The organism is Peribacillus sp. TE19612 (genome assembly GCF_056279465.1).
On record NZ_JBWCCL010000002.1, the window covers coordinates 271608 to 284519 of the forward strand.

Annotated in this window: 13 protein-coding genes and 1 riboswitch; of the genes, 11 read left to right on the forward strand and 2 right to left on the reverse strand. The window is 36.9% G+C overall.

The features are described 5' to 3' along the window. Window positions 1-285 precede the first annotated feature (285 nt). A riboswitch (cyclic di-GMP riboswitch) is annotated at window positions 286-369 on the forward strand. An 18-nt stretch (window positions 370-387) separates the two neighbouring features. From ACZ9AO_RS04580 to ACZ9AO_RS04595, 4 genes are all read left to right on the forward strand, one after another. Further along, on the forward strand, window positions 388-492 hold the full coding sequence (locus ACZ9AO_RS04580) for an anti-repressor SinI family protein (RefSeq protein ID WP_336866457.1): 105 nt from the start codon (window positions 388-390) through the stop codon (window positions 490-492). 1 nt (window position 493) lies between these two features. After that, entirely contained in the window at window positions 494-757 is a 264-nt protein-coding gene (locus tag ACZ9AO_RS04585) for a hypothetical protein (RefSeq protein WP_336866456.1), read from the forward strand. Window positions 758-1370: 613 nt separating this feature from the next. Further along, entirely contained in the window at window positions 1371-1502 is a 132-nt protein-coding gene (locus tag ACZ9AO_RS04590; RefSeq protein WP_255294649.1) for a YwzD family small protein, read from the forward strand. Continuing rightward, window positions 1499-1981 (forward strand): VanZ family protein, encoded by a 483-nt coding sequence (locus ACZ9AO_RS04595; RefSeq protein WP_476108565.1) that lies wholly within the window; start codon window positions 1499-1501, stop codon window positions 1979-1981. Before ACZ9AO_RS04590 ends, ACZ9AO_RS04595 begins: the two co-directional genes overlap by 4 nt. A 1032-nt stretch (window positions 1982-3013) precedes the next feature. Here ACZ9AO_RS04595 and tagU read toward each other — a convergent pair. After that, the gene (gene tagU / locus ACZ9AO_RS04600; protein ID WP_476108566.1) at window positions 3014-3943 is read right to left on the reverse strand and encodes a polyisoprenyl-teichoic acid--peptidoglycan teichoic acid transferase TagU; all 930 of its coding nucleotides are present in this window, start codon (window positions 3941-3943) and stop codon (window positions 3014-3016) included. A gap of 519 nt (window positions 3944-4462) precedes the next feature. Between tagU and ACZ9AO_RS04605 the strand changes: the two genes are divergently transcribed. From ACZ9AO_RS04605 to ACZ9AO_RS04635, 7 genes are all read left to right on the forward strand, one after another. Next, complete coding sequence (locus ACZ9AO_RS04605; RefSeq protein WP_476108567.1) at window positions 4463-5005, forward strand: hypothetical protein; 543 nt, start codon at window positions 4463-4465, stop codon at window positions 5003-5005. 94 nt (window positions 5006-5099) lie between these two features. After that, window positions 5100-5528 carry a hypothetical protein gene (locus ACZ9AO_RS04610; protein ID WP_476108568.1) on the forward strand — a complete coding sequence of 143 codons (429 nt, stop codon included), beginning with the start codon at window positions 5100-5102 and terminating at the stop codon, window positions 5526-5528. A 114-nt stretch (window positions 5529-5642) separates the two neighbouring features. Then, entirely contained in the window at window positions 5643-5948 is a 306-nt protein-coding gene (locus ACZ9AO_RS04615; RefSeq protein WP_476108569.1) for an SGNH/GDSL hydrolase family protein, read from the forward strand. Between the two features lie 163 nt (window positions 5949-6111). Beyond that, window positions 6112-7947 carry a glycosyl hydrolase family 28-related protein gene (locus ACZ9AO_RS04620; RefSeq protein WP_476108570.1) on the forward strand — a complete coding sequence of 612 codons (1836 nt, stop codon included), beginning with the start codon at window positions 6112-6114 and terminating at the stop codon, window positions 7945-7947. A gap of 171 nt (window positions 7948-8118) precedes the next feature. Further along, window positions 8119-9219, forward strand: a complete 1101-nt coding sequence (locus ACZ9AO_RS04625; RefSeq protein WP_476108571.1) for an acyltransferase family protein — start codon at window positions 8119-8121, stop codon at window positions 9217-9219. Window positions 9220-10413: 1194 nt separating this feature from the next. Continuing rightward, window positions 10414-10683: a hypothetical protein gene (locus ACZ9AO_RS04630; protein ID WP_289350465.1), complete on the forward strand. Its 270-nt coding sequence runs from the start codon at window positions 10414-10416 to the stop codon at window positions 10681-10683. A gap of 142 nt (window positions 10684-10825) precedes the next feature. Beyond that, window positions 10826-11146 carry a hypothetical protein gene (locus ACZ9AO_RS04635; protein ID WP_476108572.1) on the forward strand — a complete coding sequence of 107 codons (321 nt, stop codon included), beginning with the start codon at window positions 10826-10828 and terminating at the stop codon, window positions 11144-11146. Between the two features lie 336 nt (window positions 11147-11482). On the opposite strand, the gene ACZ9AO_RS04640 is transcribed toward ACZ9AO_RS04635, so the two are convergent. Beyond that, window positions 11483-12754: a replication-associated recombination protein A gene (locus ACZ9AO_RS04640; protein WP_063594216.1), complete on the reverse strand. Its 1272-nt coding sequence runs from the start codon at window positions 12752-12754 to the stop codon at window positions 11483-11485. Window positions 12755-12912 lie beyond the last annotated feature (158 nt).

The following is a 12912-nucleotide window of genomic DNA, read 5'->3' on the forward strand; positions in this document are numbered from 1 at the left end:
TCAGCTTTTTTATGCTATTATAAATCTATTATTAATAAAAGAGTTGTAAAGAAAGCGCATTATACCAGTGTTTTTACATTGTAATGTCACTTTTTGATGAAAGATGTTGAAAAATGACATAAAAATACGAATAGTATTAAGTGCTATTATTACGTTTTTAAGTATAATTAACATTAATATAGTTTTAATTAAGGGGAAATGTTTTAGGGAAAGATGGTTTATTTAGTACCATGGAAATAGGATTCAAGAGATTTATTAATCTTGGTTAATAATAATGTAAAATATTCTTGAGAAAGGCAAACCTATTGAAAAGTAGGGACGCAAAATTACAGGTCTAAGGCTACATGCTAAGACGGCTGTGTTACCACAAGCTGGGTGGGGTTTATCATGGAAGCTAACAATGAACGGGAAGAATGGGTTTATCTAGTTTTAGAGGCTAAAAATCTAGGATTATCTATTGAAGAAGTGCGAGAGTTCATAAAAGGAAAATGAAATGGAAAACGCAAATCAGGGGATAAAAATTATGTTAGGGAAGGCTGTTATACAGTCTTCTTTTTTTGTTTTCATTAACTTAAAAGGTATCCAGAATAAAGAACTTGGCGAAAATAATAAAAATGCAACCTTATTGAGGGGGATTTTTATTATGGATGTACCTATTGCCTTTTTGAAGGGATTAATGTGGGGAACTTTATTCAGTGTACCGTTATGGTTGGCATTTTGCGGTTGGATAAAAATAATCATGAATTTTATAAAGTAAGCGCTTAATAAATTTAAATATTAAAATGATACCTAGGCAGGATTTAACAGGATGATCATAGAACCTAGTTAGTATACATAATGCTTTAGTCGTAACCTGCTATAAAAATAAGAAATATAACCTATAAAAAATAGTTAATAATACCTAAAAGTTTTTGGTTATGTGCCGATACTAAATTATAGAGATCAAGCAAAGGGACTTCGTAAAAGGCGATGTCAGACAAAAAACAAATTCATTACGTTCGAGGAAGTTTATGAAAAGAAACAGAGAAGTAAGAAAATTTTTATTGGCACTTATATTACCATTACATTAGTTTTGATTTCATTAATGACATATTTTATGGGACAATCATAATATGGGTATCGAAAGGACTGAAGAATCGGTCCTTTTTTGTTTTTTATCTCACATATTCACTAGTAGTATTCCTTCCCTTGAATATTAAAGGAATGTTAAACTTTAGTTACTTTTCTGATAATATAGTAGAATCCGCTTGCCAATCCCTACTATATATGTGATTATCAAATAAATGAGCTATATTCCTTATTTTTGAAAAAAGGATTAGGACAACAGTATGAAATGGTGGCTCAATTAAATATTGGAGTGGAAATTTCGAATGGATTTTTTTGATATTTTAAAAGACACTTTTGCCAAGGGTGAGTCTGGACAAGATGTTACTGTAAATGAACTTGTGGAAGAGATTAAGGAGAAATTAAGCGGGATCATTGAACAACCTGATAGTATATGATTCGTAGATACTTCATCCTTATTTTGCTCGTTTCATGGGCAATGGTCATCTTCTTTTTTTCCTCGCAGACATATGAGGAGCAAAGTATTTCCCCTTTTTTAACGCAGTTCAATACGCCATATTGGTATGATAAGCTGAGTGGCATTTCATTCATGTATGGAGGGGTTGAGGTGAGTGCCCAAACAGCTGGAGTAAATGGCTTTTTGGAGTTTTTTCTTCGGAAGGGTGCCCATCTTTTTATCTTTTTTGTGTTTGGATTATTGATGTATCGTGTTTGGGGCCGTTTTGTGAAGAAGCCTGTTCTTTCGTTTTCAGGCGCTCTTTTATGTGTCCTTTTATATGCGAGTGCAGACGAACTGCATCAAAAACTAACCGGTGGCCGAACTCCCTTGTGGCAAGATGTCATATTGGATACGTTTGGCGGTTTGCTGGGAATCTTCTTTTCTCTTTTCTGGTATCGAAGGAGAAGGCGTCAATGAATCTAAGAAATCATTTCCGATATATATACTACTTAAGGAGCATGTTTGTCAACATGCTTCTTTTTTATGGTTTTCCATTATATATATTAATGATACATAACCTGTAAGGGTGGTGAGGAGACAAAATAAGATTCCAATAGGAGTATTGACGGCTATTCTTGTGGTTTTAGCTGCAGGAGCCTGTATCATTTTTCTTTTTCCCAGCGGATCAAAAAGCGTGGTTGAAGAATTATATCAGTATGAAAGTGAAGCGGAGTTCGGGAAGTCCTGGGGAATTGTTAAGTTCTGAAATGAAGCAGCGGTTTCCGAATCGGGCAGATTATGTGCAAAATCGGTCACATGTATTTTTACAGCATATGGATGTAGAAATCTTTCAGTATAATGTCCCAAAGATAGTGAAGAACTGGAGTCTGAATTAGTTTTTGGGAGGCAGCATAAATCGGCCTATGAAATACCAGAGTCACACAGGTCTTCATTTCTCGCTATGGGGTGTTTATTTTGGAATAAAATTGCTATGTCGTAAAGGAAAAAGGCGAATGGTGTTTGTTATGGGATTATCAGTTTGAATAGATTCCTCTCCTTTTTCAGGCTCAAGTTCGTTTTATTGAAAAGGGAGAGGCGATGCTCTCATGTAATGGCGAAAAGATCTACTTCTCATGAAACATATTTCATTTTTGAACGGTCACTGATGGCTTTCAGAATAAACATTTTGTCCTGTTTGCTTAGCATAGCCCAGCTGCCTGCTTTGATTTTCATTTAAATCCACTCCTTTTGTTTAGGACATTTATTATAGTTGATGAATGATGGTTGATGGAATTCCGGGTCCAAAGAATAATAGTGTCAAGTGATGAAAGGGGCAAGGGGAAGATGGAATTGTCAGCTCATATTAGATTATACCGTCTTTTCATGCCTAATAAACAACAAAAATTCCAACAAATCTCTACATTTGGTGTTCGTTTTTTGTCAGAATATTGGACGGGGAAAATGAAAAAGCTGTCAGGATGCGGGTCCGGACAGCTCTTACATTTTTTCTTATTTGATGGATAATTGTTCTTTTAATTCGGATTTAACCTTTTCTTTTTCTTCATCCGACACAATATAGTAGTAGATTCCGTCGATTTTCGTTCCATTGCCATTTATGGACGACTGGGTAATGCTTTTGCTTGCGTCCCTGTAGTTCTTTTGGATGTCCATCATGTCATCAAACGTCAAATTCGTCTGGATATTATTACCGAGTGCATCGAAGACTTCATCGAATTTCGTCAGGGAGGAAAGGCTTGCACCTTCCTTGATGACTGCTTCGATGATGGCACGTTGTCTGGATTGACGGCCGAAATCACCACTCGGATCATCATGTCTCATTCTTGAATATGCAAGGGCTTCTTTCCCGTTAAGGGTATGCGTACCTTTTGCAAAATGAATGCCATCGGATGTGAAGTCCAAATCGTTTTGAACGGTCACGCCGCCGACTGCGTCAACGATATCCTTAAAGCCTTCCATATTGATCTTCATATAATAGTCGATTGGGATATCTAGGAAGTTTTCAACGGTATCCATGGACATTTTCGCGCCTCCGAAGGCAAATGCATGGTTGATTTTATCCTGAGTCCCATGACCGACGATCTCGGTCCTTGTATCACGCGGAATGCTTAGCATTTTGACTGATTTCTTTTGTGGATTGACTGTCAAGACGATCATTGTATCTGAACGGCCTTTGTCGCCATCACGTTCATCGACACCAAGCATGAGCATCGAGAAGGGCTCCTGATCTGATAGTGCAAGGTCTTTCGTTCGTTTATCCGTGGTACGGTCTATTGGTGTATGCATCGTTTCAACGGTTTTTGTCAGTGAATTCCATACGGAGTAGGCAAAGGCTCCCCCGGCTAGTATAAAAAGTAGGACAATTATCCCGACTACCTTCAGCCATGTCCGTTTTTTTTTCTTCTTTTTTTCATGTCTCATAGTTTACTTCCTTCCTCTTTTTGTAACCACTTCATCTATTATATTTAATTTCATAGTAAAAGAATAGTATATTTTGCTATTTTATAATACCTTTGACATGTTTAGTAGCCAATAAAAGGTTTCTGTAGCGACTTGAAAGTTTAATAGTTCTTAATTTTTGTTTAAAGTTTTATGAAATGAATGCTAATCTAGCAGTGTTTTATAAGCAATGGCCTTGAAGAAGCACGCTATATAAAGTCTGGATTTCATCTAGGTAAATTGTCATGGGGTTTTTCAAGGTTTCATGGGAAGGCCGTATTGAAAACGTTGCTTCCAAAGTACCTTTTCATTTCTCGGTGACATAGAAAGGGTAACGAATTTAAAAAAGGACGGTTATAGGGGTATTGAGTATAGAGTGATTAATAATACCGATAGTGGACTGTTAATTGTAGCAAAGGAAGAAGAAGTTAAGAAAGAAGCATATCCACTTCAAATTTTCACCATTCCAGATGAACAGTAATCTCACAGTAGGCGGAAACTGTGAAGAAAGTGAATGGAGCTACGCCAGATGTAAATAGGAACGTCACAATCGAAGTTCCAGAAGTTGATACAAGCACATTGGCAACTAAAACAGAATTGAATGCAGTTGCTAGTGGTTCGCCTAAAGGAGCTTATGCTACATTAGCAGACTTACAATCTGCTTTCCCAACAGGGAATGCAAACATGTATGTGGTATCAGCCGATGGTAAATGGTATACATGGAATGGGTCAGCATGGACAGCCGGTGCGATTTATACGTCAGCTGTTACTAGTCCATCCATTGTAAAAAATAAAACATTTGCAACTGCCGATAATCGTTTTGAAGAAATTGAAAATGATACGTACTTTCTTGCTGGCAATAAAGTTAAAAATGGAGATTTCAGTAACGGTAAAACAGATTGGTACATACCTTATAGTACAAGTACAGTTGCCAATAATGAATTATCTGTTGTCCTTACTTCAAAAAGTGCGGCAGGAAGGATAGAGCAACTTACTTTCCTCCCGATTGCTGGACATAAGTATTATTTAAGAGGGGGACATTAAACCTAAATATGCCAGTATCACATCAATCGGATTTGGTAGTAAAGTTATTGAAAGACCAGTCATAGCCAATCAATGGAATACAGTCTCTTCAATAGTGACAGCTTTAGATTCAACAAATGCGTTTAGATTTGTTCATAATACAGTTTTGAATTATGCAGTAGGCGACACTATTCTATTTAAAAATTTAATCGCTATTAATTTAACAGAAGTGTTTGGGGCAGGACTTGAACCAAGAAAAGATGAAATCGAGACATTTTTGAGCAATTTCCCTAATTCGTGGTTTGACGGGGTTAAACAACTAATCAATCCTAAACAAATGTTTAAACTAGCTGCTAAACCATTCAAGGCGAAGACCTCCGTGCATTTTGGTGATAGTATAACAGCCGACATTTACCCCGAAGGAACGGAATATACGGCTACCATTGCAAAAGAAACAGGTCTTAACACTATAAATGTAGGATTTGGCGGCTGTATGATGTCAAAACACCCTGCGCCAGAGTACGATGCATTTTCTATGTATTAGTTAGCAAACAGTATCGTTTCCAACAACTTCACTTTACAAGAAGGGAAAGTTGGTCAGGTTCCAACGTATTACACGGAAAGAATAAATCGATTAAAAGCGCTTAATTGGAATGATGTGTCTTATGTAACAATCGCATATGGAACAAACGATCACGGAAACCCAGTGCTTAATTCTGCCGATGAATTTGATATCACCACATTTAAGGGAGCATTAAACCATTCTCTAAAAACGCTATTAACAACCTATCCACCCCTGAAAATCATCATGGTTCCGCCAACTTTTAAATTTAGAGTAGGGTATACGGGGACAGATAGTGATAATTGGGAAAAAAGCGGGGTCAAAATAACAGATTACATTACTGCCATTAATGAATTAAAGAACATTTATAAATATCCGGTTGTTGATTCGTATTACGGTTAGGGAATTAATAAATACAATCAATTGTATTATATTCCTAGCGATGACGGTATACATTTGAACGAAATAGGACGGGCGCTGTTAGGTAGAAAGATTGCTGGTGTTATTAAAGGTCAGTAATAGGTAACAAGGCATCCTTTCCGAGGGTGCTTTTGCTAAAGAAAGGATGGTAGTATTTATTAATGCCCAGATTAATCAAATTGCGGTACACGTTGATAATTTCGGTGCTAAAGGTGATGGGAATACGGATGACTCCTTTGCGATACAACAAGCTATTGATTATGCAAATGCTAATAAAATAGGTAACGTGTATTTTTCAAATAAGACCTATATTGTTAGTAAAAAGATAAAATTGAGAAGCAATATTAACCTAGTCGGTGGTAATGGTACTGTTTTAAAAGTATCTGATACATGTACTGGATTCTATGGATTGCTGGCTTTGGAGTACGTTGAAAATGTATCGATTAGAAATTTAATTATTGATGGGAATAGAGAAAGGCCGGCTAAATATAATATAGATTATAAAAATGGCGGTAGACCAGAAATACTAGTGTATTTGGTTAGCGCTAAGAATATTCACATAGAAAACAATACTTTTAATTCGTGCGGAATATGGACTATTTCTTGTGAAACAGGTTTGGAAGATCCATACAATGATTTTGTTTATATTAGAAACAATAAAATCAATTACGACATGGGTAGAAATACAAAAACCCCTAATCCCATAACAGGGGAAACAGTTGATACAACACAAATGTATATCGATGCCAAGAATTATTGGATTGAAAACAATGTAATTAAAACGGCTAATACTATTGCGAGAACAGCAATCGAGACTCATAGAATGGATGGTGTAGCTTCTAACAATATCATTGAGGGCTTTATGAATGGTGTTCTAATTGTACCATCTGTCAATTTGGTGGAGTCTTCAGATGTTTCTAGGATTAGTGTCATGGAAAACAAAATGAGTGATGTGTGTAATGGCATTATTCTGTGGCCAGTACCACAGAGAAGCCTAGAAAACGTATTTATTTCCGATAACAGCATTGAAATTAATCCAGGCAGGTTTTCTGGCGCGTCTTCAAGTAAGGGTATTTCTAATTTAAGCACTCTTCCAGCTCAGAATAATGCGATAATTGATGTCAAAATAACCGAAAATACAATAAAGTTCAAGGAATTTATTACACCTTTTTCTGACCCTGGGAATGTAGTAAACTTTTGCGGAATTTCACTTTATTCGTGGGTATCCCTGGAGAACATTAAAGTGTCAGATAATATGATAATAGACGCACCATGTACCGGAGTGTTAGTTGGTAGTCGCTCAAATTCAGCATATATTAACTACACTAAAAACATCTTAGTGGAGGATAATCTCATTATTAATGCAGGTAAAAATGAAAATATTGCTACTCAAAGTTATAATCCACGGTCTTCCATTAGGGTAAACGGAAGTAATACAGAATATGTAAAAGATACAGTGGTCAGAAATAACACAATAGTGGATAATCATGATTCAATTACCTATTTCACTAAACCGACTTATTTTGTAGCTTATGATCCGTCTAGTTGTGATTTCCATAATAATCGCATTTTAGCAAATGGGTTTACCGTTAAAGATAGAGTGACGAATTTTGACATTAACTTAAATTGGGATAATCAAGTCGGAACACCGGTATTCATAAAAGATGCGAGTTATATTTTGAAAGAAAATTATGTTAAGTTTTTTGGGAGTATTGAGATTAAGGGCATGGGAACATTCACACAAGGATTTGGGAGTAGTATTGTTCTACCGTTCCATTCTAATGAAACGAGAGATGTACCTATTATAGTGACTAATACAATAGGAGATACCGTTAGTCAGTGGTACATTAAATTGACAAAAGGTTCTAAAATCGGGTTAATATCTTGTTTGAAACATAATAACACCGTGTCCACATTGACCTATTCAACAGTTAAAGTGGGTACTAGATTATCTTTTGGATACGATTACCTAGTTCAATAACGATTTCACTTTAGGAACAAACCGTGAAGAAAGTAAATGGTGCTGAAGTAGGAAGCTAGTGCTTTATTTATAAATGAAAAATGCGTCAATTTACTAAAAATTATATGCAAGTATGGTCAACTCTCTTTTTTTTACATTATATTAGTTAAGTAGTATGAAAAAGGAAGAGAGTTGGTTATTATTAATGCAAATGTCCCACTTAAAAATAAGCGATTAAACGAGATAGTCATTTTAAGATCTATCGCTTGTCTAAGTGTAGTATTGCTTCATTCAATCAAATTTTCAGTAGGTTACGACTATAACGGTGATGTAATTAACTTTATATTATTAACTATTGCAGGGATGCTTTCTTTTGGTACACCGACTTTTGTGTTTATTTCTGCATTAATTTTGTCCTATACTTCTCCTAATAGTTTGCCAAAGGGGTTTTATTTAAAAAGAGTAAAGTTTATTCTTCTGCCTTATATTTTTATGGGACTATTTTATTCGGTATTTTTCAACTATAAAAACGTTTCAGAGATACCTCTAAGCTTTGTATTTAATGCTTTAGGAAATTATCATGGCTGGTTTGTGTTGGTGATTTTCCAGTTCTACTTTTTACATCATTTATTTATAAAGCTTGATGACAGAATTTCACCTAAGTTAGTTTTATTTGTGGCTTTCGTTATTAATATAATTTACTTAGGGTATTTCAATTTTTATCAACCACCATTCGATAATGGTACTTTTAATTATATATGGGATAGAGGTTACTGGATGCCGTTTATAGGGTGGTTTTTTTACTTTGCTGTTGCCTACTATTTCGGAAAGAATTACAAAAAGACTATCGGTTATCTTGAAAAGTATAAAGTTTGGGTATTCTCATTTTTACCTTTTACAACCTTATTGGTAATTTATAATAGTTTTAATAGTGATATTGCTTCGGGATCAAAAAGGTTTGACATGGTGTTTTATACCATGAATTTAATCTTTGCTCTACTAGTGGTATTTTATAAGGTTAAAAAAATCCCATCTATAGTTGAATTAATTAGTAAATATTCATATGGAATATATTTAGTCCATTGGTTCTGTTTGACAGCATTAACGAAGGTGATTGAATCTATTGGTTTAGACTTAGGGTATTTCAAAATTGTTTATCTATTTATTGGGGGAATCATTTGTTCCATAATTATGATTTACACTATTAACAAATTGCCTTTTGGTAAATATATAGTTGGTAACATAAAAATTACTCCGCGATTAAAAGAACAAAAAACAAAGATGGCTGTTTAAATAAAAGATCAGATTAGCTATGTGAAATAAAGGATAGTGGAGAAAACTGTGTGGTATTGAAAAAGTAAATAGCATTTAATTAAACTCCTCCAATAGGGCAAGCAAATGATAAAACCGTGACATAGAAATTGAATCTATAATAATATCGGTCAAACATTACAACTTAAGTTGACATATTATGTTTGGATATTTGCTATGAAGTTAATGCATGGATTAAGGTTAATAAGGATATTAAGGAATTATTAAACTAACGGATACAATGATTGAAGTTGAATATATGGATATTGGTTCAGATTAGTGAGGAATAAAACACTAAAATTCAGGCATCGCAAATTGCGGTGCTTATTTTATTGGAGAAAAACACTTTGGTGATCCTACAAGTAAACAACACGAACACCTTTGAATGGCTTCCAATTCAAAGGTGTTATGAAAGTTGTAAACAGCATCATTAAGGGGCATTGTGAAGACGAACTTTGAAAGAACTATTCGGTGTAACTTTTGACAATACAGATATTCGTGATGTGGATCTAGCATAAGTCAATTCAGAATTCATTACTAGCGGAGTGAAGTCTTCCGAAACTTAAATGCCGAAATTACCTAACAGAGCATTCGAATTGCTAGCGGTTTTATGTAATGTTGATCTCAATGTTTCAAAGGTTGTCAAAAATTCGATGACGTACTTAATTTTTAAGATGCGATTCTTGAAGAAAATGAAATCAAGCCATTTACCAACAGTGTAAAAAAGTTTTTCGCTCTAACCCAAGGGCGACACCAACTCGAGAGACGTAAGGTTAATCGAAACCCTGGTGTTCGCTCTTTCTACTATTTGGAGAGATCGTACTAAGTTTTAAAAGCTCCGGTCATAGAAAGCCTTGAGTATCTGTTAATGTTGCGTGTAAGAACGAGGCCAAAGCTCAAATAGAAGATGTAGACAGATACAATTCTCTCTTGTCAGCTGTTTGTGGCCATTACTTTTTATAAGAAAAATTGCTGAAGTATCTCCGGGGAAATTCCGGAGTTTTTTATTAAAAAGTAAGGAACTTTTTTTTAAAAGTGTTTATTCATGAAAATTTTCAAGCGTGAAAATATTACTTCAAAATGGGTGATAAGCAAAGTCCCTCCATGAAAGAAGGCGCATATATATGCAATACGGATATCCTTAAAGAATAAATAAACCTTGGAGGCTAAGCACAAATGGAATATTTAACTGAAAGTTCATCATACGAAGAAAGTAATTCAACGGAAAGTTCATCATACGAAAGTGATTCAGCGGAAAGCTCATCGTACGAGAGCGATTCAACGGAAAGCTCATCGTACGAGGGTGATTCAACGGAAAGCTTATCGGACGAGGGTGATTCAACGGAAAGCTCATCAGACGAGGGTGATTCAACGGAAAGCTCATCGGTCGAGGGTGATTCAACGGAAAGCTTATCAGAAGATGAAAGTAGTTCAACTGAAAGCTAATCAGATTTAACAACTAGTTAAATTAGAATGAAGATTTACTTTAAAATGGGTGATAAGCAAAGTCCCTATTAGAAAGTAGGAACATATATATGCAGTACGGATATCCCTAAAGGATAAATAAATTTTGGAGGTTAAAGAATAAATGGAATATACAACGGAAAGTTCCTCGTACGAAAGCGATTCAACGGAAAGCTCATCGTACGAAAGCGATTCAACGGAAAGTTCATCAGATGAAAGCAGCTCAACGGAGAGTTCATCAGATGAAAGCAGCTCAACGGAAAGTTCATCAGATGAAGGCAATTCAAATGAAATCCTTTCCGAGGCCGCAGAAGAAGAAGAAGAAACTGAAAATTCAGCCGAGGGTGAGGGAAATGGCAGTCCTCGTCGTGTGAATATATTTAAGAAAATGTGGCTGGATAATATGATTAAAGCATCGAAGGGTATCTATAAAGACGAAGATTGACCATACAGGTACAGCAACCAAAGAGTTGTTGTGCCTTCTTTTGTAAAAGGACATGCCGCTAGAATCGTAATTGACGCTAGGATTGTAATCCATTTACTAGATACGGGAAGCCTGTTTTTTCTGCGGGAAAAATTGGCCAAGCAAGGCAATTCAAAAGGAATTTAGCCTAAGCGTTTTCTTAAGAAAGGACCTAGCCGGGGTGTTTGGCTGACAATTGTACATATTGCTTAGAACACAATTGGTTTACTGGTGGTTTTTTACAGAATAATAGTCAATATATTGAACGCATGTTGAAAGTTTTCAAAAAAAAAACTCCGGATTTGAAGGGATCCGGAGTTATTTCTTTTTCTCGATATTTTCATAGACCGAGGCAAGTGCTTGTTCAAATTTCCCGCTCTTTTTTGGTTTGTAATATTTTTTGCTGCGCAGCTTGTCCGGTAAGTATTGCTGTTTCACCCAGCCATTCTCGTAGTCATGCGGATAAAGGTAGTCGATGCCGCGGCCTAGTTCTGTGGCCCCTTTGTAATGGGCATCCTTAAGATGATCTGGTACATCGCCGCTATGGCCGCTGCGAATGTCTGATAGAGCTGCATCGATTGCGACAATGGCCGTGTTCGATTTAGGTGATAGGCATAATTCGATCACTGAGTTGGCCAGTGGAATCCGGGCTTCAGGGAAACCGAGTCGTTCAGCGGCTTCGACTGCAGCGAGGGCCCTGGGGCCAGCCTGGGGATTGGCAAGAGCTATGTCTTCGTAAGCGATGACTACCAAGCGGCGGGCGATGCTTACAAGATCGCCGGCTTCGACTAAACGACCCAAATAATGAAGGGCTGCATTCACATCACTGCCGCGAATTGATTTTTGGAAAGCCGACAGGACATCATAATGGGCATCTCCATCCTTGTCATGCGAGAAGCTTTTTTTCTGCATGCATTCCTCGGCAATTTGCAGATCTATATGAATGGTTCCGGACTCATCGGGTTCTGTGGAGATGACGGCGAGCTCAAGTGCGTTAAGGGCACTGCGGACATCTCCGTTCGAAGCAGTCGCGAAATGGGTAAGGGCATCAAAGCTGACCTCGGTTTTATATGCACCAAGTCCCCGCTCTTCATCATGAAGTGCCCGTTCCAGCGCTTTGGTTATATCATCGGTTACCAATGATTTGAGCTCGAAAATCTGGCACCGGCTTCTGATGGCCGGATTGATGGCATGATAGGGATTGCTGGTCGTTGCACCGATCAGGGTGATCATCCCGTTTTCAAGATAAGGCAATAGGAAATCCTGCTTCGCCTTATCGAGCCGATGAACCTCATCAAGCAGCAGAATCACTTTACCGGACATTTTAGCTTCGGCTGCCACGATTTCCATATCCTTTTTATTATTGGTCACTGCGTTCAGTGTCCGGAACGCAAACTTCGTGCTTCCGGCGATCGCACTTGCGATCGATGTTTTGCCAATTCCCGGGGGACCATACAGGATCATGGAAGAAAGCTGCTTGGCTTTTACCATCCTTGCGATAATTTTTCCTTCACCGACCAGATGCTCCTGCCCGATGATCTCATCAATCGATCGAGGCCGCATCCGGAAAGCAAGCGGTTTAATATTCATTGCGCACCTCTCCTTTTTATATAAGGTATCACAACTGATGGGGGAAATGCGCTATTATGCTATAAAAAGAGGGTGATTTCCCATTATGGCAGTCTCTTTGGGTATTTAATGTGTGCTGTAGGGTATCAATCGATCTAGCCTCACGAGCGAATAACTTG